This window comes from Streptomyces sp. NPDC036815 (genome assembly GCF_055609205.1).
Genome location: NZ_JBVJPW010000005.1, coordinates 148,072 through 170,723, shown reverse-complemented (window position 1 = coordinate 170,723; position 22,652 = coordinate 148,072). Strand labels below are relative to the sequence as shown.

The 22,652-nt window shown below is 71.5% G+C and carries 21 protein-coding genes; 11 read left to right on the top strand and 10 right to left on the bottom strand.

What is annotated here, in order from left to right; all coding sequences use genetic code 11:
• Nucleotides 1-100 precede the first annotated feature (100 nt).
• The 5 genes from ACZ69I_RS13810 to ACZ69I_RS13790 are packed head-to-tail and all read right to left on the bottom strand — an operon-like array spanning nucleotide 101 to nucleotide 3,882.
• Nucleotides 101-661 carry a NuoI/complex I 23 kDa subunit family protein gene (locus ACZ69I_RS13810; RefSeq protein ID WP_470832265.1) on the bottom strand — a complete coding sequence of 187 codons (561 nt, stop codon included), beginning with the start codon at nucleotides 659-661 and terminating at the stop codon, nucleotides 101-103.
• The gene (locus ACZ69I_RS13805) at nucleotides 661-1,629 is read right to left on the bottom strand and encodes a complex I subunit 1/NuoH family protein (RefSeq protein WP_470832263.1); all 969 of its coding nucleotides are present in this window, start codon (nucleotides 1,627-1,629) and stop codon (nucleotides 661-663) included. The genes ACZ69I_RS13810 and ACZ69I_RS13805 overlap by 1 nt, the downstream gene beginning before the upstream one ends.
• Nucleotides 1,626-2,879 (bottom strand): NADH-quinone oxidoreductase subunit C, encoded by a 1,254-nt coding sequence (locus ACZ69I_RS13800; protein WP_470832262.1) that lies wholly within the window; start codon nucleotides 2,877-2,879, stop codon nucleotides 1,626-1,628. Before ACZ69I_RS13800 ends, ACZ69I_RS13805 begins: the two co-directional genes overlap by 4 nt.
• Nucleotides 2,876-3,502 (bottom strand): NADH-quinone oxidoreductase subunit B, encoded by a 627-nt coding sequence (locus tag ACZ69I_RS13795; RefSeq protein ID WP_470832261.1) that lies wholly within the window; start codon nucleotides 3,500-3,502, stop codon nucleotides 2,876-2,878. The genes ACZ69I_RS13800 and ACZ69I_RS13795 overlap by 4 nt, the downstream gene beginning before the upstream one ends.
• The gene (locus tag ACZ69I_RS13790; protein ID WP_030782706.1) at nucleotides 3,493-3,882 is read right to left on the bottom strand and encodes an NADH-quinone oxidoreductase subunit A; all 390 of its coding nucleotides are present in this window, start codon (nucleotides 3,880-3,882) and stop codon (nucleotides 3,493-3,495) included. Before ACZ69I_RS13790 ends, ACZ69I_RS13795 begins: the two co-directional genes overlap by 10 nt.
• A gap of 303 nt (nucleotides 3,883-4,185) precedes the next feature.
• On the opposite strand from ACZ69I_RS13790, the gene ACZ69I_RS13785 reads away from it, so the two are divergent.
• The 5 genes from ACZ69I_RS13785 (at nucleotide 4,186) to ACZ69I_RS13765 (ending at nucleotide 11,152) form a co-directional block, all read left to right on the top strand.
• A complete protein-coding gene (locus ACZ69I_RS13785) occupies nucleotides 4,186-5,373 on the top strand; it encodes a sensor histidine kinase (protein WP_470832260.1) in 1,188 nt (395 codons plus the stop codon).
• Nucleotides 5,374-5,532: 159 nt separating this feature from the next.
• Entirely contained in the window at nucleotides 5,533-6,891 is a 1,359-nt protein-coding gene (locus ACZ69I_RS13780) for a sensor histidine kinase (RefSeq protein ID WP_470832258.1), read from the top strand.
• Between the two features lie 271 nt (nucleotides 6,892-7,162).
• Nucleotides 7,163-7,822: a LuxR C-terminal-related transcriptional regulator gene (locus tag ACZ69I_RS13775; RefSeq protein ID WP_470832448.1), complete on the top strand. Its 660-nt coding sequence runs from the start codon at nucleotides 7,163-7,165 to the stop codon at nucleotides 7,820-7,822.
• A gap of 314 nt (nucleotides 7,823-8,136) precedes the next feature.
• Nucleotides 8,137-10,068 (top strand): 2-oxoacid:acceptor oxidoreductase subunit alpha, encoded by a 1,932-nt coding sequence (locus ACZ69I_RS13770; protein WP_467670507.1) that lies wholly within the window; start codon nucleotides 8,137-8,139, stop codon nucleotides 10,066-10,068.
• Entirely contained in the window at nucleotides 10,061-11,152 is a 1,092-nt protein-coding gene (locus tag ACZ69I_RS13765) for a 2-oxoacid:ferredoxin oxidoreductase subunit beta (RefSeq protein WP_470832255.1), read from the top strand. The genes ACZ69I_RS13770 and ACZ69I_RS13765 overlap by 8 nt, the downstream gene beginning before the upstream one ends.
• A gap of 36 nt (nucleotides 11,153-11,188) precedes the next feature.
• On the opposite strand, the gene ACZ69I_RS13760 is transcribed toward ACZ69I_RS13765, so the two are convergent.
• Nucleotides 11,189-11,557: a winged helix-turn-helix transcriptional regulator gene (locus tag ACZ69I_RS13760; protein WP_467670511.1), complete on the bottom strand. Its 369-nt coding sequence runs from the start codon at nucleotides 11,555-11,557 to the stop codon at nucleotides 11,189-11,191.
• 110 nt (nucleotides 11,558-11,667) lie between these two features.
• Here ACZ69I_RS13760 and ACZ69I_RS13755 point away from each other — a divergent pair, with 110 nt between their 5' ends.
• From ACZ69I_RS13755 to ACZ69I_RS13735, 5 genes are all read left to right on the top strand, one after another.
• Nucleotides 11,668-12,528, top strand: coding sequence for an SDR family oxidoreductase (locus tag ACZ69I_RS13755; RefSeq protein ID WP_470832253.1), 861 nt, complete (start codon nucleotides 11,668-11,670; stop codon nucleotides 12,526-12,528).
• Between the two features lie 218 nt (nucleotides 12,529-12,746).
• A complete protein-coding gene (gene rarD, locus ACZ69I_RS13750) occupies nucleotides 12,747-13,727 on the top strand; it encodes an EamA family transporter RarD (RefSeq protein ID WP_470832251.1) in 981 nt (326 codons plus the stop codon).
• A 104-nt stretch (nucleotides 13,728-13,831) separates the two neighbouring features.
• Nucleotides 13,832-14,284, top strand: coding sequence for a VOC family protein (locus ACZ69I_RS13745; protein ID WP_470832249.1), 453 nt, complete (start codon nucleotides 13,832-13,834; stop codon nucleotides 14,282-14,284).
• Nucleotides 14,285-14,507: 223 nt separating this feature from the next.
• Complete coding sequence (locus ACZ69I_RS13740; RefSeq protein WP_470832248.1) at nucleotides 14,508-15,452, top strand: M28 family metallopeptidase; 945 nt, start codon at nucleotides 14,508-14,510, stop codon at nucleotides 15,450-15,452.
• 102 nt (nucleotides 15,453-15,554) lie between these two features.
• Nucleotides 15,555-16,148, top strand: a complete 594-nt coding sequence (locus ACZ69I_RS13735) for a flavodoxin family protein (RefSeq protein ID WP_470832246.1) — start codon at nucleotides 15,555-15,557, stop codon at nucleotides 16,146-16,148.
• 60 nt (nucleotides 16,149-16,208) lie between these two features.
• On the opposite strand, the gene ACZ69I_RS13730 is transcribed toward ACZ69I_RS13735, so the two are convergent.
• From ACZ69I_RS13730 to ACZ69I_RS13715, 4 genes are all read right to left on the bottom strand, one after another.
• Complete coding sequence (locus ACZ69I_RS13730; RefSeq protein WP_467670523.1) at nucleotides 16,209-17,114, bottom strand: ABC transporter permease; 906 nt, start codon at nucleotides 17,112-17,114, stop codon at nucleotides 16,209-16,211.
• Nucleotides 17,101-18,081, bottom strand: a complete 981-nt coding sequence (locus ACZ69I_RS13725; RefSeq protein WP_470832446.1) for an ABC transporter ATP-binding protein — start codon at nucleotides 18,079-18,081, stop codon at nucleotides 17,101-17,103. The genes ACZ69I_RS13730 and ACZ69I_RS13725 overlap by 14 nt, the downstream gene beginning before the upstream one ends.
• A gap of 177 nt (nucleotides 18,082-18,258) precedes the next feature.
• A complete protein-coding gene (locus ACZ69I_RS13720; protein ID WP_470832244.1) occupies nucleotides 18,259-19,497 on the bottom strand; it encodes a LolA family protein in 1,239 nt (412 codons plus the stop codon).
• 311 nt (nucleotides 19,498-19,808) lie between these two features.
• Nucleotides 19,809-20,819, bottom strand: a complete 1,011-nt coding sequence (locus ACZ69I_RS13715) for a polyprenyl synthetase family protein (protein WP_470832242.1) — start codon at nucleotides 20,817-20,819, stop codon at nucleotides 19,809-19,811.
• 315 nt (nucleotides 20,820-21,134) lie between these two features.
• Between ACZ69I_RS13715 and ACZ69I_RS13710 the strand changes: the two genes are divergently transcribed.
• Nucleotides 21,135-22,649 (top strand): peptide MFS transporter, encoded by a 1,515-nt coding sequence (locus tag ACZ69I_RS13710; protein WP_470832240.1) that lies wholly within the window; start codon nucleotides 21,135-21,137, stop codon nucleotides 22,647-22,649.
• The last annotated feature ends 3 nt before the right edge of the window (nucleotides 22,650-22,652 follow it).

Here is a 22,652-nt window from a genome sequence, read left to right as displayed (position 1 = left end):
CTCTCGGCGGCCTTGGCCGCGGTGGCCTGCCCTGTCGTCGTGGCGGCCTGCGCCGCTGACGTAGCGGCCTGCGCCGCCGTCGTGGCGGCTGCTGCGAGCGTCACGCGTCCCCCTCCGGCCCGGGGTCGGGCGTCTCTTGGGCGGCGGCCAGTTTCTCCGCGGACTTGCGGGCTGCGACGAGTTCCTTGGGGTCCTCGGCGCCGGGGTCCAGAGCGGGCGGGGCCGGGACCGTCCACATCCACTCGCGGAGTTTGTCGCGCTCGTGGGTGAGTTCGTGGATGTCGGTCTCGGCGTACTCGAACTCCGGTGACCAGAAGAGCGCGTCGAAGGGGCAGACCTCGATGCAGATGCCGCAGTACATGCAGAGGGCGAAGTCGATGGCGAAGCGGTCGAGGACGTTGCGGCTGCGCTCGCGGCCGCCCGGGGCGGCGGGCGGGACCGTCTCCTTGTGGGAGTCGATGTAGATGCACCAGTCCGGGCACTCGCGGGCGCACAGCATGCAGACCGTGCAGTTCTCCTCGAAGAGGCCGATGACGCCGCGGGTGCGGGGCGGGAGCTCGGGCTGGTGCTCCGGGTACTGCTCGGTGACGGTCTTCCTCGTCATCGTGCGGAGGGTGACGGCGAGGCCCTTGGCGAGGCCTGACCCAGGGATCGGAGGCATCAGTTGATCGCCACCTTCACGATTCCGGTGAGCGCGATCTGCGCGAGGGCGAGCGGGACGAGGAGGGTCCAGGAGAGCTTCTGGAGCTGGTCCTCGCGGAGACGGGGGTAGGACACGCGCAGCCAGATGACCACGAAGGCCAGGACGGCCGTCTTGAGCAGGGTCCAGACCCAGCCGAGGCCGTCGGCGCCCCACGGCCCGTGCCAGCCGCCCAGGAACAGGACGGTGGTCAGGCCGCACAGGACGACGATCCCGGCGTACTCGGCGAGGAGGAAGAGGGCGAAGCGCAGGCCCGTGTACTCGGTGTAGGCGCCGAAGATGATCTCGGAGTCGGCGACCGGCATGTCGAACGGCGGGCGCTGCAGTTCGGCGAGGCCCGCGATGAAGAACACGAGCGCGCCGACGATCTGCCAGGGCAGCCACCACCACTCGAAGGCGTCGACGATGCCGGGCAGCGAGACCGTGCCCGAGGCCATCGCGACCGAGGCGGCGGCGAGCAGCATCGGGAGTTCGTACGCGAGGAGCTGGGCGGCGGTGCGCAGGCCGCCGAGGAGGGAGAACTTGTTGGCGCTGGCCCAGCCCGCCATGAGCGAGCCGAGGACGCCGACGCCCATCACCGCGAGCACGAAGAAGATGCCCGCGTCGACGACCTCGCCGACCGCGCCCTCGTCCGGGCCGATCGGGATGGCGATGAGGACGAGGAGGTAGGGCAGGAGGGCGATCGCGGGGGCCAGTTGGAAGACGCGGCGGTCGGCCTCGGCCGGGACGATGTCCTCCTTCTGCGCGAACTTGACGCCGTCGGCGACGAGTTGGGCCCAGCCGTGGAAGCCGCCCGCGTGCATGGGGCCGAGGCGGCCCTGCATGTGGGCCATCACCTTGTGCTCGGTCTGACCGATGACGAGGGGCAGGACCAGGAACACCGCGAAGACGATGACGAGGCGCAGGGCGACGTCGAGGGCGTCGTTCACTCGGTGCCTCCTCGGCGTTCGCCATCTCGGGGGTTCACGGGCGGGGTGGGGTTCTCGGGCGGGGCGGGGTTCTCGGCCGGGTCCGGCTGCTCGGCGGGCGCGGGGGCCCGCTGTTCGGGGGCGTCGTCGAACGCCGGGCGGGCGTGGTGCCAGGGGGCGTCGGAGCTGCGGGGCGCCTTCGGCGGCGTGGCCTTGGGCTCGACCGCGGGCTCCTGCCCCGGCCCCGGCCCTGCCGTCGGCTCCGGATTCGACGGCTCAGGCGTCGGCTCCGGAGTCGGCCCCGGCTTCACCGCGGGCGCAGCCCCTGACTCCGCCCCTGACTCCGCCTCAGGCGACGGCTCCCCCGACGGAGTCGACGCCCGCTGCGACGCCGACCCCTGGCTCACGCTGCGCGAACGCCTCGGCGGACGCGCCGACGCCGGTGCCTCCGGTGCCTGCACCTCCGCAGGACTCGCCCCCTCGGGACTCGCCCCGGCAGGACGCGCCTCCGCCGGACTCGCCCCCGCCGGACGCACCTCCGCAGGCGCCGTCTGACTCGCCGAGCCCTGACCGGCCGTCTGGCTCGCCGAGCCCTGACCGGCCGTCCGCGTACGCCGGGCCGGGCGTTCACCGGACGCCGCCGCCGAGGCCGATGCCGATGCCCCCGCGCGACCCGCGCCCCGCGCGGGCCGGGCCGGAGCCGCGGGGAGCCGGCCCTTCAGCGGGCCCCACTCGTTGGGGTCGGGCACCCCGGGCGGCAGCATCTGGCGGCGCTTGGGTCCGCCGTGCTCGGACTCCCCCGGCTCCTTGGCGCCGGGCCAGGCCTTCGCCACGCGGGCCGCCAGCACGAAGTCCTTGCGCAGGGGGTGACCCTCGAAGTTCTCGGGGAGGAGCAGCGGCGTCAGGCCGGGGTGCCCCTCGAACGTCACGCCGAACATCTCGTGCGTCTCGCGCTCGTGCCAGGCGGCGCCCGCGTAGACGTCGACCGCGGAGGCCAGCACCGGGGCCTCGTGCGCGACCGTCGTACGGAGCAGGAGGCGGCGTACCGGGGAGAGGGCCACGAGGTGGGCGCAGATCCGAAAGCCCGTGCCCGGTTCGTCGACCGCGCTCAGCCAGTCGAAGTACGTGCAGGCCAGCGTGGTGCGGGCGGTTTCGAGAGCGGTGATCCACGAGGCGGGCGGGACGTCGACGGTGAGGACGTCGTACGACTCCCCGGCCGTCGCCTCCGCGCCGAAGAGCTCCTCCACGGGGCTCGGCAGCCAGCCGGTCACCGGTCCCCCTCCTTCTCGGCCGTCGCCCCCGGCGCCAGGGCGGGCGGCTGCACCAACCCGCTCCGCAGGGCGGCCGTCGACGGCCGCGCCCCGTTCCCGTACCGCTCCCCCAGCGACTCGCGCGCGATCTTCTCCTGGAGCTTGAGGATGCCCTGGAGGAGGGCTTCCGGGCGGGGCGGGCAGCCGGGGACGTACACGTCGACGGGGATGATCTGGTCGACGCCCTTGGTCACCGAGTACGAGTCCCAGTACGGGCCGCCGCAGTTGGAGCAGGCGCCGAACGAGATGACGTACTTCGGCTCGGGCATCTGCTCGTACAGCCGCTTCACGGCGGGTGCCATCTTGTCCGTGACCGTGCCGGAGACGACCATCAGGTCGGCCTGGCGCGGCCCCGGCGCGAACGGGATGACGCCGAGCCGGATGAAGTCGTGGCGCGCCATGGAGGCGGCGATGAACTCGATGGCGCAGCAGGCGAGGCCGAAGTTGAAGACCCAGAGCGAGTACCGGCGGCCCCAGTTGAGGACCACCTTCATCGGTTCGGGGGCGAGGCGGGCGAGCGCACCCAGCCGCTTCGGCTCGGGGAGCGGCACGGGCCGCCCGTTGGTGTCCGGGGTCACGTCCACGTCAGGACGCCCTTCTTGTATGCGTACAGCAGGCCCACGGCGAGGAAGCCGAGGAAGATGAACATCTCCACGAGCGTCGTCGCGCCGTAGCCGGGCGCGGCGAAGACCGTCGCCCAGGGGAAGAGGAAGATCGAGTCGACGGCGAAGATCACGTAGAGGAACGCGTAGACGTAGTAACGGACCTGGGTGTGGGCCCAGCCTTCGCCGACCGGGTCGACGCCGCACTCGTACGTCAGGAGTTTCTCCGGGGTGGGCACCACCGGGCGGAGCAGCCGCCCCGCGCCGAAGGCCACGGCGACGAACAGCACGCCCACGAGGGCGAGCAGTCCGACGACGGAGTACGACTGGTAGTAGCTCGCCGCGACGTTCGTCACGTGCACGTCAGCCCCTCACTCCCTGACCGTCCTCGACCTGACCGTCCTCGACCTGGCCGTCCTTGACCTGACCCGTTCGACGATCTGTACGCACGGGAGTCTAGGGCCTGCTAAAGGTTCGGTAAGCAGAGCGTCACGCATCCGTCAGGGCACGGCGTCACGCTTTCGGACAGCGTGCGGCGGCGCACGGCGGCCGCCTCCGGTCCGGGCGGGGCGGCACGCTCCGGACCGCGGGGTGGGGTTATCCCCCGGGCCCCCGGGCGGCCGCCCTCATGGCGCCGAGGCGGCGGGCCGGGCACTCTGGCGCGTATGACCGCACGCACCATGCCCCAGCACGACGACCGGCCGCCACCCGCGCGATTCGCGTACGACCGGCACACCTGGAAGGAGATCGCCCACCTTCTGGTGAACCTCCCGGCGGGAATCATCGGCTTCGTCTACGCGGTGGTCGTGTTCGCCCTGGGCATCGGCCTGACGGTGACGGTGATCGGTCTGCCGCTGCTCGCGGCGGGGCTGCTCGGCGCGCGCGTCCTCGGCAGGGTCGAGCGGGGGCGGGCCAGGAAGCTGCTCGGCGTGCGGGTGGACGAGCCGAGTCCGCTGCCGGGGTACCGGGGGCAGGGGATCCTCGGCCGGGTGTGGGCGGGCCTGAAGGACCCGGTGGGCTGGCGCACGATGCTGTACTGCTTCGTCCGGCTGCCCTGGGGCGTGCTCACCTTCGCCGTCATGTCGACCGGGCTCTTCGTGCTCTGGCCGGTGCTGCCCTTCATCGCGCGCCTCCTCGCCGACGCCGACCGGGCGATGGTGCGCGGACTGCTCTCGCCCTCCGACGAGTTGGAGCGGCGGATCGCCGAACTGGAGTCCGACCGCGGGGTGGTCGTGGACACCGCCGCCGCCGATCTGCGCCGCATCGAGCGCGATCTGCACGACGGCGCGCAGGCCCGCCTCGTCGCCCTCGCGATGGGCCTCGGCCTCGCCAAGGAGAAGCTCCTTGAGGACCCCGACGCCGCGGCCTCGATGGTGGACGAGGCGCACGGCGAGGTGAAGCTGGCGCTGCAGGAGCTGCGCGACCTGGCCCGCGGCATCCACCCCGCCGTCCTCACCGACCGCGGCCTGAACGCCGCGCTCTCCTCGGTCTCCTCGCGCTGCACGGTCCCGGTGAAGGTCACCGCCGACCTGCCGGCGCGCCCCGCGGCCGCCATCGAGGGCATCGCGTACTTCACGGTCTCCGAACTCCTGCAGAACATCAGCAAGCACAGCGGCGCCAAGTCCGCGAGCGTCGACGTCTGGCGGGCCGACGACCGGCTGCTCATCCAGGTGCGGGACGACGGGCGCGGCGGGGCGCGACTCGACGGCGGTACGGGCATGGCGGGGCTCGCGGACCGGCTCGGCGCGGTCGACGGGCTCTTCGTGATCGACTCGCCGGAGGGCGGCCCCACGACGGTCACGGCGGAGCTGCCGTGGCGCGACCGCCCGGCGGACGGCGCGCGCCAGGTCTGAGGCGGGGCCCGAGGGTCCCAGGGGGTGGGGAAAACCCCCGGGCGAAGAGGCCGACGTGCTCCATGGTCCGCGGCCGCCGCGACGGCGAGTCTGGAACCACGGCACACAGACGGCGGCCGGGCGTCAGCCCGGCCGCGGAGGCAGAAACGGACGGCAGCGATGGCCACGGAGTACGGACAGGGGTACGCGCACATGGACCGGCCGGATTTCCGGGGACGCGACGTCGGGGAGCGGCGCCGCCGCCTGCCCGCCGGGCTGCGCGCCCCGGTGGAGGCCCGCACCTGGCGGGAGTTCGCCTACACGATGCTGAACCTGCCGATCGGCATCACGTCCTTCGTCTTCGCGGTCGTGGCGCTCTCGCTCGGCGCGGGCCTGCTGATCACCTTCATCGGCATCCCGGTGCTCGCGGCCGGTCTCGCCGGCTGCCGGGGCATCGGCGCCCTGGAGCGGACGCGGGCGCGCGGGCTGCTCGGCCTGGAGGTCGCGCCGCCGGAGCCGCTGCGCCCCAAGGGCGGCGGTCCGATGGCGCTCATGGGTGCCGTCCTCAAGAGCGGCGCTTCCTGGCGGCACCTGCTGTACTCGCTGCTGATGCTGCCGTGGTCGATCTTCTCGTTCACCGTGGCGGTGGTCTTCTGGTCGTACGGCTGGATGATGCTCACGTACCCGCTGTGGTTCTGGCTCTTCCCGATGTACGGCGGTCAGGACGGCATCCAGCTCTACGGCGACGACGGCCACCACATCTACCTCGACAACCCCTTCGAGATCGGCGTCACCGCGGCGACCGGCCTGCTCGTCACGCTCGCCACGCCGTGGATCCTGCGGGCCCTGACGACGGTGGACCGCGTGATGGTGTTCGGGCTGCTCGGCCCCTCGCGGCTCGCCAGCCGCGTCGTCGAGCTGGAGTCGGACCGCGGCGTCGTCGTGGACACCGCGGCCGCCGACCTGCGCCGCATCGAACGCGATCTGCACGACGGCGCGCAGGCCCGCCTCGTCGCCCTCGCCATGGATCTGGGCCTGGCCAAGGAGAAGCTCACCGAGGACCCGGAGGCGGCGGCGCGGATGGTGGACGAGGCGCACGGCGAGGTGAAGGTCGCCCTCCAGGAGCTGCGCGACCTGGCCCGCGGCATCCACCCGGCCGTCCTGACCGACCGCGGTCTGGACGCCGCGCTCTCCGCGCTCGCCGCCCGCTGCACGGTCCCGGTCCAGGTGGAGGTGGACCTGTCGAGCCGCCCGGCGGCCGCCATCGAGGGCATCGCGTACTTCACGGTCTCCGAACTCCTGCAGAACATCAGCAAGCACAGCGGCGCCCGGTCCGCGGGCGTCGACGTCTGGCGGGCCGAGGACCGGCTGATGCTCCAGGTCACCGACGACGGGACGGGCGGCGCGGACGTCTCGGCGGGCTCGGGCCTCGCGGGTCTCGCGGAGCGCCTCGGCGCCGTCGACGGGATCCTGGTGGTCGATTCGCCGCCGGGCGGCCCGACCTCGGTCACCGCCGAACTGCCGTGGCGCAAGGCCTGACCCACGCCGACCTGCACCGTTGCCGGTGCGCCGCCCCCGGTTCGCAGGCCGAGCCGGGGGCGGCGCACGCGCGGGCGGACCGGCCGGCGACCAGGCCCGGGTGACCGGTCCCGCGGCCAACCTGGCGACCGGTCCGGTGAGCCGCCCCGGATCGCGCGATACTGGGGTGCCGAGTGTTCGGCGGGCGACACGGTCGCCGGGCCGACGCGGGGCGGACAAGCACGCCGGGGGGCCGAAAAAAGTGCCGGGGGGCCAAAAAGTGGAGGACAAAGTGCGGGTCGTCATCGCCGAGGATTCAGTGCTGCTTCGGGAGGGCCTGACCCGGCTGCTGACCGACCGCGGGCACGATGTGGTGGCGGGAGTGGGGGACGCCGACGCGCTGATCAAGACGATCACCGACCTCGCCGCGCGGAACGAGCTGCCGGACGTGGTGGTGGCCGACGTGCGGATGCCGCCGACCCACACCGACGAGGGCGTACGCGCCGCGGTGTATCTGCGCCACCAGCACCCGGGGCTCGGGGTCCTGGTCCTTTCGCAGTACGTCGAGGAGCAGTACGCGACCGAACTCCTCGCCGGGTCGAGCCGGGGCGTGGGCTATCTGCTCAAGGACCGGGTCGCCGAGGTGCGGGAGTTCGTCGACGCGGTCGTGCGGGTCGCGGAGGGCGGCACGGCGCTCGACCCGGAGGTCGTGGCGCAGCTGCTCGGCCGCAGCCGCAAGCAGGACGTGCTCGCGGGGCTTACACCGCGCGAACGCGAGGTACTCGGGCTGATGGCCGAGGGACGGACCAACTCGGCGGTGGCCCGGCAGCTCGTGGTGAGCGACGGCGCCGTCGAGAAGCACGTGAGCAACATCTTCCTGAAGCTCGGGCTGTCCCCGAGTGACGGGGATCACCGACGCGTGCTTGCGGTCCTCACCTACCTCAACTCATAAATAGCTGACACCCTGTCAGATGACTTCCGGGCCCGGGGGCGCGACAGCGGGAGCAGGGACGACCACGGAGCGTCACCACCGCCGGGGGGCCGACGGGCGGCGGGTCCTAGAACCAAAGGATGAGCGGGGAGCGTCTTCCAAGGAGGACCGGGGGCGAGGCAAACCATGGCAAATGAGTGCAACACGGCGTCTCAGAAGTGCTTCCACCATGCGAACAACCCCAGGAAGGCACCCCTTACGGACGTAGGGTGGACCTTGGGAGCGCCGGTCGTCCCGGCGATTCCGCTCAGTCGCCTCGAGGGAGGTCCAGTTCAGTGACCAGCCAGGTCAGTAGCCAAGCCGAGCAGGCCGACGGGGCAGTCGTCGGAGGCCAACGCAAGCCTGCAGGTGACAAAGATGTGCGCCGTCTGGACCGGGTGATCATCCGTTTCGCGGGTGACTCCGGTGACGGGATGCAGCTCACGGGTGACCGGTTCACCTCGGAGACGGCGTCCTTCGGCAACGACCTGTCGACGCTGCCGAACTTCCCCGCGGAGATCCGCGCCCCGGCCGGCACGCTGCCGGGGGTCTCCTCCTTCCAGCTGCACTTCGCCGACCACGACATCCTGACCCCGGGCGACGCGCCGAACGTCCTGGTGGCGATGAACCCGGCGGCCCTGAAGGCGAACATCGGCGACGTGCCGCGCGGCGCGGAGGTCATCGTCAACACCGACGAGTTCTCCAAGCGCGCGATGCAGAAGGTCGGTTACGCCACCTCGCCCCTCGAGGACGGCTCCCTGGACGGCTACAGCGTCCACCCCGTGCCGCTGACCACGCTGACGGTGGAGGCGCTCAAGGACTTCGACCTCTCCCGCAAGGACGCGGGCCGCTCGAAGAACATGTTCGCGCTCGGCCTGCTCTCGTGGATGTACCACCGGCCGACCGAGGGCACCGAGAAGTTCCTGCGGACCAAGTTCGCCAAGCGCCCGGAGATCGCCGAGGCCAACATCGCGGCGTTCCACGCGGGCTGGAACTTCGGCGAGACCACCGAGGACTTCGCGGTCTCCTACGAAGTGGCCCCGGCCGCCCAGGCGTTCGCGACCGGCACCTACCGCAACATCTCCGGCAACCTGGCCCTGTCGTACGGCCTGATCGCGGCGGGCCGCCAGGCGGATCTGCCGCTGTACCTGGGCAGTTACCCGATCACACCGGCCTCGGACATCCTGCACGAGCTGTCCCGGCACAAGAACTTCGGCGTCCGCACCTTCCAGGCCGAGGACGAGATCGCGGGCATCGGGGCGGCACTGGGCGCCGCGTTCGGCGGTTCCCTCGCGGTGACGACGACCTCGGGGCCCGGTGTGGCGCTCAAGTCGGAGACCATCGGGCTCGCGGTCAGCCTCGAACTGCCGCTGCTGATCGTCGACATCCAGCGCGGCGGGCCGAGCACGGGCCTGCCGACCAAGACCGAGCAGGCCGACCTGCTGCAGGCGATGTACGGGCGCAACGGCGAGGCTCCGGTGCCGATCGTGGCGCCGAAGACGCCTGCGGACTGTTTCGACGCGGCGCTGGAGGCGGCCCGGATCGCGGTGACGTACCGGACGCCGGTCTTCCTGCTGTCCGACGGCTACCTGGCCAACGGCTCGGAGCCCTGGCGCATCCCCGAGGTCGACGAACTGCCCGACCTGCGCGTGCAGTTCGCCTCCGGGCCCAACCACACCGAGGCCGACGGCACCGAGACCTTCTGGCCCTACAAGCGCGATCCGCAGACCCTGGCCCGCCCCTGGGCGATCCCGGGCACGCCGGGCCTCGAACACCGCATCGGCGGCATCGAGAAGCAGGACGGCACGGGCAACATCTCCTACGACCCGGCCAACCACGACTTCATGGTCCGCACCCGGCAGGCCAAGGTCGACGGCATCGAGGTGCCCGACGTGGAGGTCGACGACGCGGGCGGGGACGCCGACACCCTCGTCCTCGGCTGGGGTTCGACGTACGGGCCGATCACCGCGGCGGTCCGCCGGCTGCGCGCCGCGGGCGAGTCCATCGCGCAGGCCCATCTGCGCCACCTCAACCCGTTCCCGCGGAACCTGGGCGAGGTCCTCGCGCGTTACGACAAGGTGGTGATCCCCGAGATGAACCTCGGTCAGCTCGCCACGCTGGTCCGTGCGAGGTATCTGGTGGACGCCGTCTCGTACAACCAGGTCAACGGAATGCCGTTCAAGGCCGAGCAGCTCGCCACGGCTCTCAAGGAGGCCATCGATGGCTGACACTCAGACGGCCGGGCCGGAGGGGACCGGGGGCACGATCGAAGCGCTTTCCCTGGTGCCCAAGGCCGACGCCCAGCAGTCCATGAAGGACTTCAAGTCCGACCAGGAGGTGCGCTGGTGTCCCGGCTGCGGTGACTACGCCGTACTGGCCGCCGTGCAGGGCTTCATGCCCGAGCTGGGCCTGGCGAAGGAGAACGTGGTCTTCGTCTCGGGCATCGGCTGCTCCTCCCGCTTCCCGTACTACATGAACACGTACGGGATGCACTCCATCCACGGCCGCGCCCCGGCCATCGCCACCGGACTCGCCTCCTCGCGGCGGGACCTGAGCGTCTGGGTGGTCACCGGTGACGGCGACGCGCTGTCCATCGGCGGCAACCACCTCATCCACGCCCTGCGCCGCAACGTGAACCTGAAGATCCTGCTCTTCAACAACCGGATCTACGGCCTTACGAAGGGCCAGTACTCCCCGACCTCCGAGGTCGGCAAGATCACCAAGTCGACGCCGATGGGCTCCCTGGACGCGCCCTTCAATCCGGTCTCGCTGGCCATCGGCGCGGAGGCGTCCTTCGTGGCGCGGACCGTGGACTCGGACCGCAAGCACCTCACCTCGGTGCTCCGCGAGGCCGCCGCCCACCCCGGCACCGCGCTGGTGGAGATCTACCAGAACTGCAACATCTTCAACGACGGCGCCTTCGAGGTGCTCAAGGACAAGCAGCAGGCCGAGGAGGCGGTGATCCGCCTGGAGCACGGGCAGCCGATCCGCTTCGGCACCGGGGGATCGAAGGGTGTCGTACGCGACGCGGTGACCGGTGACCTCAAGGTCGTCGCCGTCACGCCGGAGAACGAGGCCGACGTCCTGGTCCACGACGCGCACGCCACGTCGCCGACCACGGCCTTCGCGCTGTCCCGGCTCGCCGACCCGGACACCCTGCACCACACCCCGATCGGCGTCCTGCGCAACGTCGAACGCCCGGTCTACGACACGCTCATGGCCGACCAGCTCGACAGCGCCATCGAGCGGGACGGCAAGGGCGACCTCGCCACGCTCCTGGCGGGCAAGGACACCTGGACGGTCGTCGGCTAGTCCGGCCACGCCTCACCGAAGCCCGGTCCTGATCTCTCAGGGCCGGGCTTCGTCGTACTCCGCGCGCGCCTTCAGCACGTCGTCCATGCGCCGCTCCGTCCACGTCGCGAGGGCCTTCACCTGCGCCGCGGCCTCGCGGCCGAGCTCCGTGAGGGAGTAGTCGACGCGGGGCGGGATGACCGGCTTGGCGTCGCGGTGCACCAGGCCGTCGCGCTCCAGGATCTGCAGGGTCTGGGCCAGCATCTTCTCGCTGACGCGGCCGATGTGACGGCGCAGCTCGCTGAACCGGTACGAGCGCTCCTCCAGGGCGATCAGGACGAGGACGCCCCAGCGGCTCGTGACGTGCTCCAGAACGAGGCGGTGCGGGCACATCTCCTCGCGCACGGTCCAGTCGCTTACGTCCATGCCAGTACCTTACTTCAAAGTGGGTACTTACGGAAAGTTAGCGCTATCCCTAGGGTGGGTGGCAGACCAGTCGTAACGAGTCCTAACGATTCAAAACGGAGATTGCACCCATGAGCATCGTCGTCACCGGAGCCACCGGAAACCTGGGCCGCCTCGTCATCGAGGGGCTGCTCGCCGCCCGCGTCCCGGCCGGGGAGATCGCCGCCGTCGTCCGCAACAAGGAGCGGGCCGCCGACCTCGCCGAGCGCGGCATCGAGCTGCGCATCGCCGACTACAGCGCGCCCGAGACCCTGCGCAGCGCCTTCGCCGCGGGCGACCGCGTCCTGATGATCTCCGGCAGCGAGGTCGGGCGCCGCGTGCCGCAGCACCGCGCGGTCGTCGACGCGGCGCGCGAGGCGGGCGTCGCGCTCCTCGCGTACACGAGCATCCTCGGCGCCCCGGACGCCGACTTCGAGCTGGCGGCCGAGCACAAGGTGACCGAGCGGCTGATCCTCGACTCCGGCCTGCCGTACACCTTCCTGCGCAACGGCTGGTACCACGAGAACTACACCGAGCACCTCGCCCCGGTCCTGGAGCACGGCGCCGTCATCGCCTCCGCGGGCGAGGGCCGGGTCGCCTCCGCCTCGCGCGCCGACTACGCCGCGGCCGCCGTCGCGGTCCTGACCGGCGAGGGCCACGAGGGCAAGGTCTACGAGCTGAGCGGCGACGTCGCGTGGAGCTTCGCGGAGTACGCCGCGGAGGTCGCGGCGCGCAGCGGCAAGGACATCTCATACGTGAACGTCCCGTCCGAGCAGCACCTGGCCGTGCTGACCGGGGCGGGAGTGCCGGAGCCCATGGCGGCGCTCCTCGTCGACGTCGACGCGGGGATCGGGCGGGGGCGCCTTGCGGGGACGAGTGGGGAGCTGGGGCGGCTGATCGGGCGGCCGACGACGAGGATCGCTGACGCGGTGTCGGCGGCGCTGAGGGGCTGACCCCTTGCCGGGGGGGGCTCGGCGGGGGCTTCGGCTCGGTCTGTCGCCCTGCGGGCTCGTCCTCAAGCGCCGGACGGGCTGGATCGTCCGCCGGTGCGGGCTCATGTGCGGCGGGGCATGTGTCATGAGTGTTTCTCTGAGACAGGCATGACAGGTGACCGTGCTCGGCGCTACCTTCTGGGAAGCAGCGTGGCGCTGCCGTGCACCTAGGAGGGGCCGTGGAGAGCGGAGCAGCCGGGACGTCCGGGAGTGGGCAGCGCAGTGGGCTGCTGAACGGCTTCGCCGCCTACGGGATGTGGGGGCTCATCCCGCTCTTCTGGCCGCTCCTCAAACCGGCCGGGGCCGCCGAGATCCTCGCCCACCGGATGGTCTGGTCCCTCGTCGTGGTCGGCCTCGCGCTGCTCTGCATCCGGCGCTGGGGCTGGGCGCGCGAATTGCTGCGCCAGCCGCGCAGGCTCGGCCTGGTGGTGGTCGCCGCGGCGGTCATCACCGTCAACTGGGGCATCTACATCTGGTCCGTGAACTCCGGGCACGTCGTGGAGGCCTCGCTCGGCTACTTCATCAACCCGCTGGTCACCATCGCCATGGGCGTCCTGCTGCTCGGCGAGCGGCTGCGCCCCGTGCAGTGGACGGCGGTCGGCGTCGGGGTCGCGGCCGTGCTCGTGCTCGCCCTCGGGTACGGCAGGCCGCCGTGGATCTCGCTCAGCCTCGCCTTCACCTTCGCGACGTACGGCCTGGTGAAGAAGAAGGTCAACCTCGGCGGCCTGGAGTCGCTCGCCGCCGAGACCGCCGTGCAGTTCCTGCCCGCCCTCGGCTATCTGGTGTGGCTCGCCGCGCAGGGCGACATCGTGTTCGGCACGCGGGGCGCCGGGCACGCGTCGCTGCTCGCGGCCACGGGCGTGGTGACCGCCGCGCCCCTGGTCTGCTTCGGGGCCGCGGCGATCCGGGTGCCGCTCTCCACCCTGGGGCTGCTGCAGTACCTCGCGCCGGTCTTCCAGTTCGTGCTCGGGATCCTGTACTTCCACGAGGCGATGCCGCCCGAGCGGTGGGCGGGCTTCGGGCTCGTGTGGCTGGCGCTCTCGCTCATGACCTGGGACGCGTTGCGCGCGGCCCGGCGCAACGCGGTACGGCTCGACGCCGCGCGGGACGCGGCCCCCGTGCCTGCCGCCGCCCGGGGCGAGCGGGAGACCGCGGTCTGACGCTCCGCGGTCTGACGTTCCGCGCCCCGCCTGTTCCTGCGGAACCGTTCACGGGATCGAGCGTGTCGGCGTGTCGGCGTGTGGTAACCGATATAACTGGTTACATGACCACGCTGCACTGGAAGCTCGTCATCGACGCCGCCGACCCGCACGCCCAAGCCGCCTTCTGGGCGGACACGTTGGGGTACGAGATCGAGGACAACAGCTCGCTGATCGACCGCCTGCTCGGCCTCGGCGCGGCGCCGGAGGCCGCGACCGTCACGTTCCGCGGCCGCCGCGCCTGGCGCGACCTCATCGCCGTCCGCCACCCCGACGACCCCTACGACGAGGAGAGCGGCACGGGACTGGGCCGCCGCATCCTCTTCCAGCGCGTGCCCGAGGCCAAGACCGGCAAGAACCGGCTGCACCTCGACGTGCACACGGAGCCCGGCCACCGCGACGAGGAGGTGGCCCGGCTCGAAGCGCTGGGCGCCGCCGTGGAGCGGCATGTCAAGGAGCCCGGCGGCGCGTGGGTGATCATGACGGACCCCGAAGGCAACGAATTCTGCGTCCACTAGGGCGGTCGGGGCCGGTGCAACGCACCCGGGCGGCACGTGGGTCCCCGGCGCGCGCGCACGCTATCCGGAACTCCGCGCCCGCTCTGCGGTCTTGACGACACACGTGTCACCCACGCACCATCAGGCAACTCCGAACTCGTGTGCCACTCGCACGAGTTCGAGTGCGAGTGCGTGCGTCACCCCCCACACATACACAAAAGAATCGGAAACCGGAGCCCCCCACATGAAACTCTCCGTTCCCGGGCGTACCGCGGCGGCCGCAGTCCTGGCCGTCACCGGACTCCTCGCCACCAACGCGATATCCACCGCGGCGCCCGCCCCCGAGGCCGCCGCCGCCCCCGACATATCCGTCGCCAACGTCAAGGCCCACCTCGCCGACCTCCAGGCCGTCGCGGACGCCAACGGAGGCAACCGCGCGCACGGCAGCGCCGGCTACAAGGCCTCCATCGACCACCTGAAGGGCAAGCTCGACGCCGCCGGATTCACCACCTCCGTCCAGGAGTTCACGGCGGGCGGCAAGACCGGCTACAACCTGATCGCCGACTGGCCGGGCGGCGACGAGGGCAAGGTCGTCATGGCGGGCGCCCACCTCGACAGCGTCACCGAAGGGCCCGGGATCAACGACAACGGCTCCGGCTCCGCGGCCATCCTGGAGACCGCGCTCACCGTCGCCCGCGAGAAGTACCAGCCGAGCAAGCACCTGCGGTTCGCCTGGTGGGGCGCCGAGGAGATCGGCCTGGTCGGCTCCTCGCACTACGTCGACAGCCTGGCGGGCGACGACCGTTCGAAGATCAGCGGCTATCTGAACTTCGACATGATCAGCTCCCCGAACGCCGGTTACTTCGTCTACGACGACGACCCCACGATCGAGAAGACCTTCAAGGACTACTACGCGGGCCTGAACGTCACCACCGAGCCGGACGACGAGGGCGACGGCCGCTCCGACCACGCGCCGTTCCAGCAGGCGGGCGTGCCGGTCGGCGGCGTCTTCTCCGGCGCCGAGACCACCAAGTCGGCGGAGCAGGCGCAGAAGTGGGGCGGTACGGCCGGCGAGGCGTTCGACAAGTGCTACCACTCCGCGTGCGACAAGGAGTCGAACATCGACGCGACCGCGCTCGACCGCAACAGTGACGCGATCGCGTACGCGGTGTGGGGGCTCTCCTCGTAGCAGGGGCCGCGTAATCCCCCTGGACGGCATTGCTTGCGCGTGCATATAGTGCGCGTGCAAGTAATCGCCGCAGGCATGCGCAGGCAACCCCAGGGGGATCCCATGACCCGCTCGTTCCTCTTCGTTCTCGGCAGCGCCCGTCCCGAGGGCAACACCGAGCTCCTGACCCGCAAGGCCGCCGAGCAACTTCCCCCGGACGTCGGGCAGCGCTGGGTCGATCTCGCCGAACTGCCGCTGCCCGACTTCGAGGACGCGCGCCACGACGGGACCCGCGAGCGGGCCCGCCCCCGCCCCGTCGGCACCAACGAAGCGGTGCTCCTGGACGCCACCCTGGAAGCCACGGACATCGTCATCGCGTCGCCCCTGTACTGGTATTCGCTCTCCGCCACCGTCAAGCGCTACCTCGACTACTGGGACGCGTGGCTGGAGACGCCGGAGATCTCCTTCAAGGAGACGCTGAAGGACCGCACCCTGTGGGGCGTGACCGCGCTCGCGCACCGCGAGGAGGAGGTGGCGGACCCGCTGGTCGGCACGTTGCGCAACACCGCCGCGTTCTTCCCGATGCGCTTCGGCGGCGTCCTGTTCGGCAACGGCACCCGCCCCGGCCAGGTCCTCGAGGACACCGAGGCCCTGACCCGCGCCAAAACGTTCTTCGCCCAGGAGCCGCCCCTGGCCCGGTACCCGTACGACAAGTGAGGGCCCGTACGACAAGTGAGAGCCCGTACGGCTGCTGAGAACCCGTATGACAGCCGAGCCCTACGCCATGATGTCCTTCGCCCCGAACCGCGCCCACGCCGCCGAGCCGAACACGGCCGCGTACAGGCCCTGCATCTGCAGGTTCTTGACGATGTCGGTCCAGTACACGGGCTCGCGCATCAGGTCGGCGAAGGAGAGCCAGTAGTGCGAGAAGAAGTACGGGTGGAGGGCGTGCAGCTGCGGGATCTGGTCGAGGATCTGGACCGTGATCAGCAGGCCGACGGTCGTCGCCATCGCCGCGATGCCGCTGCTGGTGAGCGTCGACACGAACAGGCCGAGCGCCGCGACGCCGATCAGTGACACGGCGACGACGAGCGCGATCAGCAGGGCCCGCAACAGCCCCTCGCCGAAGCCCATCCGGGTACCCGAGATCGTGGTGACATCGCCGAGCGGGAAGAGCAGCGCGCCCGTCGCGAGCGCGGACGTGGCGACGACGAGGGTCGCGACCAGGCAGAACGTCAGCGTCGTCGCGTACTTGGCGAGGAGCAGCCGGGTGCGCCCCGCGGGCGCCACGAGGAGATAGCGCAGGGTGCCCGCGCTCGCCTCGCCCGCGACGGCGTCACCGGCGATGACGCCGATCGCCATCGGCAGGAAGAACGGCAGCGTCGCGGCGAGCGCCGTGAAGACCAGGAACAGGCCGTTGTTGGTGATCTGCGCGATGAAGGCGGGCCCGCCCTCGTCGCCGCCTCCGCCGATCGTGGAACCGTCACTGGTCTCGATCTTTACGGCGATGCCGACGAGGACCGGCACGGCGGCGAGCACCGCGAGCAGCGCGAGGGTCCGCCAGCGGCGGAAGGTGATCGCGAGCTCGCTGCGGAGGAGGCCGAGAGTCCAGCTCCACCGCGGTTCCCGCGCGCTGGGCTCCGCCGCCGGTCCTGACACGTCCGTGACCTCAGCCCGCGACATCGAAGCCCTCCCCCGTCAGCGCCACGAACGCGTCCTCCAGGGAGGCCCGTTCGAGCCCGAAGCCGCGGACGCGGACGCCCGCCCCGACCAGTGCGGCGTTCAGCTCGGCCAGGTCCACGTCCGGCCCGGCCGGGTCCTGGCCGGGCGGTTCGCCCGTCACGCGGTCCTCCGTCACGACGAGATCCGTCACGCCCTGCTCCTTGAGGACGCGGGCGGCGTCGCCCGGGTCCGGTGTCGTCACGACGAGCCTGCCGCGCGCGCCCGCCGCGAGGTCGGCGACCGGGCCCTGGGTGATCAGGCGGCCCCGGTTCATCACGGCCGCGTGGGTGCAGACCTGCTCGATCTCGTCGAGGATGTGCGAGGAGAGGAAGACCGTCGTGCCCTCGGCCGCCAGCTCCCGCACCAGCGTGCGGATCTCGCGCATGCCCTGCGGGTCGAGGCCGTTCGTCGGTTCGTCCAGGACGAGGAGCCTGCGCGGCTGGAGCAGGGCGGCGGCGAGCCCGAGCCGCTGCTTCATGCCGAGGGAGTACGCCTTCGCCTTCTTGCCGGCGGCCGCGGTGAGCCCGACCCGGTCCAGGGCCGCGTCGGCCCGCGCCCCGCGGGTCCGCGGATCGGCGTTCGGGTCGGCGGAGTCGTACCGCAGCAGGTTGTCGCGGCCGGAGAGGAAGCCGTAGAGGGCGGGGCCCTCGATCAGCGCGCCCACGTGCGGGAGCACCGTGCGGGTGGCGCGCGGCATGGGGCGGCCCAGGACCTCGGCGCGTCCGGAGGTCGGCTCGATGAGGCCCATCAGCATGCGGATCGTGGTCGTCTTGCCCGAGCCGTTCGGCCCGAGGAACCCGAAGACGCTGCCTTCGGGGACGGTGAGGTCGAGCCGGTCGACGGCGAGGTGTTTTCCGTACCGCTTGGTGAGCGCGTGCGTCTCGATGACGTGTGCCACCGAGGCGTCCCCCGCCGTGGCGTCCCCCACCGTGGCGGAGGCCGCCCTCGCCGAACTGCCGCTGCTGCCCGGCACGTTGCCCTCCCGTCGTCGTCCCCGTCGTCGCCGTCGCCCGACGCGGCGGATGGAAGGCGCCCTGTCGCTGTCGGCACCTCCCATCCGCCGCGTCCGCACGCCGTGCGCACTCCGCCAGTGCGCCTCGTTCGCCTAGTGCGCCTCGTTCGCCGCCTTCACCAGCGCGTCCTTGGTGACCGCGCCCACGTAGACCTTGCCGTCGTCGGTGACGAGGGCGTTGATCAGGCGGGTCGAGAAGACCGTGCCGGAGCCGAACTCGCCGTTGACCTGGTCGCCCAGCGAGTCGAGCAGCTTCTGCGCGTCCGGCGGGACGTCGCCCGAGCCGGCCGTCGGCAGGCCCTGGCCGCCCGGCAGCTTCAGCTCGGCCACGGAGCCCCAGCCCGTGCCGATGATCCTCGGTTCGTTGAGGTCGCCCTCGCGGAACCGCTTGCCGCCCTTGTCCTTGACGTCCCGGCCCGGCGCGGCGTGCTCGTCGGCCTCGGTGACCTTCGTGCCCTTGGGCGGCGCGAAGTCGAACGTGTCCGCGGACGGCTTGCCGAAGTCCACCTTCGTGAAGCCCGCGTCGACGACGGCCGCGCCGCCGGAGGCCGGGGTCAGGGTGAACTTGAGCGGCGTGCCGGTCTTCTCGTCGACGGCGACCGTGATGCGGCCGACCGTCGAGCCGGACGCCTTCGGCTGGATCACCAGGCGGTACGCGTCGCGGCCCGCGACCTGCGCGGTGCCGTCGACCTTCACCGACGTGGTGTCGTCGACGGCCTTCAGGGCCTGCTCGGCGAATTCCTTCGGGGTGGAGGGGAGCTCCTTCGGCATGCCCTTGCCGGGCTTCTCCGAAGAGGCGCCTTCGCCCTTCGCGTGGTATGCCTCGTTCGACGCGCTGTCGTACGCCCACACGTCGTCGCCGTTGTGGATCATGCTGTACTCGGCGGCGTCCTCCAGGACGGAGACCTTCTGCCGGTCGGGGCCGTCGGCCGCGACGCGCAGCGTGTGCGTGCCGGACGCCAGCTCCATCAGCTTGCTCTTGGGGTCGGCCGCCGAGCCCTTGCCGCCGTCGTCCCCGCCGCGGTCCGCACCGCCGCCGCCCGCGAAGCCGCCCGCCATGCCGCCGATCGACGGCAGGCCCAGGTCGGTGCTGATCTTGACGTTGCCGGACAGCTGCTGCGTGTCCGACGCGGCGATCTTCTCGATGAGCTCCTGTGCGGTGACCTTCGGCAGGTCCGGGTCGCCCGAGGTGGCGAGGGCCGGGACGAGCCCGATGGTCGCCGCCGCCACCCCCGCCACCGCGATCGGGACCGCGTAGCGCGCCGCCTTGCGGCGTCCCGCGCGCAGTTCCCCGGTCTCGCTGGTGTCCTTCTCCGGTTCGTACGGTGCCATTGTCTGCCTTACCTCCGTGGTCGGCGGCGGCCTTCCCTGTACGTGCCCTCGTCCACCCTGTGCCGCCATTCTCACCCGAATTGGTCAGGAGTGGTGGTTCTCTCTGGGATCCATCCGACCAAATCGGCCGACCAGAAGCGTCAGACCCCGGGCGCAACTCCGTGTACTGCCCTGGGATGAGACGGAGCGGCCGTTCCTCCCCCGTCCAGTAGGGGATGCGCCCCTGTCGACCCGCAGGGGACACCGTCGACGGGACAGCGAAAACGGCCATGTGACGCACGTCACATGGCCGTAGCGGCGCACCGGGAGCCTCAGCCGGCCCGGTGCACCACCAGGTCGCAGAGCTCCATGAGGGATGCCTTGGCGTCGCCGTCCGGCAGCGGGCCGAGGGCCGCCCGGGCGCTCTCCGCGTAGCTGACGGTGTCCCGGCGGGCGTGCTCCAGGGCGGGGTGCGCCCGCAGCCGGGTCAGCGCCTCGGCGTGCCGCGCGTCGTCGGTGAGGTCGGAGTCGAGCAGCTCGCACAGGGCGATGTCCTCGGCGAGGCCGAGCCGCGCCGCCCGCTCGCGCAGCCGCAGCACGGGCAGCGTGGGGATGCCCTCGCGCAGGTCCGTGCCCGGCGTCTTGCCGGACTCGTGCGAGTCGGAGGCGATGTCGAGGACGTCGTCGGCGAGCTGGAAGGCGACGCCGAGCCGCTCGCCGTATTGCGTGAGGACGTTCACGGCGGACTCGTCGGCGCCCGACATCATCGCGCCGAACCGGCAGGCCACGGCGACCAGCGAGCCGGTCTTGCCGCGCAGCACGTCGAGGTAGTGGTCGACCGGGTCGCGCCCCTCGGACGGCCCCGCGGTCTCCAGGATCTGGCCGGTGACCAGGCGTTCGAAGGCCTCCGCCTGGATGCGGACCGCCTCCGGGCCGAGGTCAGCCAGGATGTAGGAGGCACGGGCGAAGAGGAAGTCGCCGGTCAGGACCGCGACGGAGTTGCCCCAGCGCTGGTTGGCGCTCTCGACGCCGCGGCGCACCTCGGCGTCGTCCATCACGTCGTCGTGGTACAGCGTCGCGAGGTGCGTCAGCTCCACGACCACGGCGGAGGGCACGATGCCCGGCGCGTAGGGGTCGCCGAACTGGGCGGCGAGCATCACGAGCAGCGGGCGGAACCGCTTGCCCCCGGCACGGACGAGGTGCTGGGCGGCCTCGGTGATGAAGGGCACTTCGCTCTTGGTGGCCTCGAGCAGTCCCTCCTCGACGGCCGCCAACCCCGCCTGGACATCGGCTTCGAGAGCCTGGTCCCGCACGCTCAGCCCGAAGGGCCCGACGACGGTCACGAGAGGTTCTCCTGTCTGCTGACGATCACACGGCCAACTCGGTCGATCATTGGAACTCGGTCGATGACACGGGTTTGTCGATGTGTCGCTGCCATCACTCAAGTCAGCGTATCCGGTCGACTTTCGATCACGGCGAGCACCTGCCCGCCCGTCGCACGCCGCTGCCCTGGTCGGCGCGGCGCGTCGGCCCTCGCCGCCGCCCCGGCGCACCAGGCCGCGCGGCCCACGAGGCGCACCGGTATGTTCGTGATCAGCCCATACGACCGGGAAGCCCGCCCCGCACCACAAGAACCGTAACGACCGGGAGAAGCAACTTTGTCCCGTACTACGGCCGAGTACGAGCCGCCAGCCGAACCGACCGGCGACCCACCGCCGGGCGACGACCACGCCTTCTTCGGGCAGCCCCGCGGCTTGCTCACGCTCTCCGGCCTGGAGGTCTGGGAGCGGTTCTCGTTCCTCGGCATGCAGGCCATCCTGGTCCTCTACTTCGCCGACTCCGTGGCGCACGACGGCATGGGGATGGACGCCGGGACGGCCGCGTCCGTCTCAGCCGCATACGGCACGCTCGTCTACCTGGTCTCCGTGGCCGGCGGCTGGCTCGCCGACCGCATGCTCGGCTCCTACCGGGCGGTGCTGTGGGGCGGCATCCTCATCGCCTGCGGCCACTACTCGATGGCCGTGCCGACGGCGACGATGACCTGGGTCGGCCTCGGCCTGATCAGCGCGGGCACCGGCCTGCTCAAGCCCAACGTCGCCTCCATGGTCGGCAAGCTCTACCGCACCGACGACGACCGGCGGGACGCGGGCTTCGCGCTGTACTACATGGGCATCAACATCGGCGCCTTCGCGGGCCCGCTGATCACCGGCTGGCTCGGCGACCACAAGGGCTGGCACTGGGGCTTCTCGGCGGCCGCGATCGGCATGACGTTCGGCCTGGTCCAGTACGTGCTGGGCCGCCGCCACCTCGCAGGGCGCAAGGCGTCGGCCGAGTTCGCGCTGCCCCGGGACGCCATGCGCCGCGCCGTCCTCCTGATCGTCGGGGGCCTCGTCGTGTGCGCCGCCCTCGCCGGCCTGCTGGCCGCCGTCGGCTGGCTGACCATGGACCGCTTCGTCGACCTGCTCACCCTCGTCTCGGTGATCGCACCCGTCGTCTACTTCGCGGTGATGTTCCGCAGCCCCCGCGTGAGCGACGAGGAGCGCGGGCGCCTGAAGCCCTACGTGGTCCTCTTCCTCGCGTCCGTGGTCTTCAACTTCATCCTCTTCCAGGCCTACTCGACGATGATCCTGCTGGCCTCGACCAACGCCGAGACGTCGATCTTCGGCTACCACTTCCCGGCCAGCTGGTACGCCTCCGCGCTCGGCGCCTTCGAGGTCGCCCTCGCCCCCGTGGTCGCCGCGGTCTGGGCGCGGATGGGCCACCGCCAGCCGCACGCCTCCAACAAGATCGCGTTCGGCGTGGTCCTGGGCGGCCTGTCGTTCCTGCTGATGGTCCTGCCCACCGCCGGGCACGGCGACGACACGTACAAGATGGCGGTCTGGTGGATCGTCGGCTCGTACCTGCTCCTCGGCCTCGGCGACATCCTCGTGGAGACCTCGGGCATGTCGGCGACGACCAAGCTCGCCCCCAGAGCCTTCGCCAGCCAGACCATGGCGCTGTGGTTCCTCTCGCTCGCCCTCGCCAACGGCATCCAGGCGCAGGTCGTGAAGGTCTACGGAGAGGTCTCCAACCCGGCGTACTTCGGGGTGAACGGCGCCATCGCCGTGCTCGCGGGCATCGCCGTGATCGCACTCGCCCCGTGGCTGCGCCGCACCATGCACCCCGTCCACTGAGGA

What these genes read in the sequence shown, in the direction of transcription:
- ACZ69I_RS13720 (WP_470832244.1), bottom strand. Translation starts at nt 19,497, where the DNA reads ATGGCACCGTACGAACCGGAGAAGGACACCAGCGAGACCGGGGAACTG.
- ACZ69I_RS13760 (WP_467670511.1), bottom strand. Translation starts at nt 11,557, where the DNA reads ATGGACGTAAGCGACTGGACCGTGCGCGAGGAGATGTGCCCGCACCGC.
- ACZ69I_RS13735 (WP_470832246.1), top strand. Translation starts at nt 15,555, where the DNA reads ATGACCCGCTCGTTCCTCTTCGTTCTCGGCAGCGCCCGTCCCGAGGGC.
- ACZ69I_RS13765 (WP_470832255.1), top strand. Translation starts at nt 10,061, where the DNA reads ATGGCTGACACTCAGACGGCCGGGCCGGAGGGGACCGGGGGCACGATC.
- ACZ69I_RS13785 (WP_470832260.1), top strand. Translation starts at nt 4,186, where the DNA reads ATGACCGCACGCACCATGCCCCAGCACGACGACCGGCCGCCACCCGCG.
- ACZ69I_RS13730 (WP_467670523.1), bottom strand. Translation starts at nt 17,114, where the DNA reads ATGTCGCGGGCTGAGGTCACGGACGTGTCAGGACCGGCGGCGGAGCCC.
- ACZ69I_RS13755 (WP_470832253.1), top strand. Translation starts at nt 11,668, where the DNA reads ATGAGCATCGTCGTCACCGGAGCCACCGGAAACCTGGGCCGCCTCGTC.
- ACZ69I_RS13780 (WP_470832258.1), top strand. Translation starts at nt 5,533, where the DNA reads ATGGCCACGGAGTACGGACAGGGGTACGCGCACATGGACCGGCCGGAT.
- ACZ69I_RS13740 (WP_470832248.1), top strand. Translation starts at nt 14,508, where the DNA reads ATGAAACTCTCCGTTCCCGGGCGTACCGCGGCGGCCGCAGTCCTGGCC.
- ACZ69I_RS13810 (WP_470832265.1), bottom strand. Translation starts at nt 661, where the DNA reads ATGCCTCCGATCCCTGGGTCAGGCCTCGCCAAGGGCCTCGCCGTCACC.
- ACZ69I_RS13745 (WP_470832249.1), top strand. Translation starts at nt 13,832, where the DNA reads ATGACCACGCTGCACTGGAAGCTCGTCATCGACGCCGCCGACCCGCAC.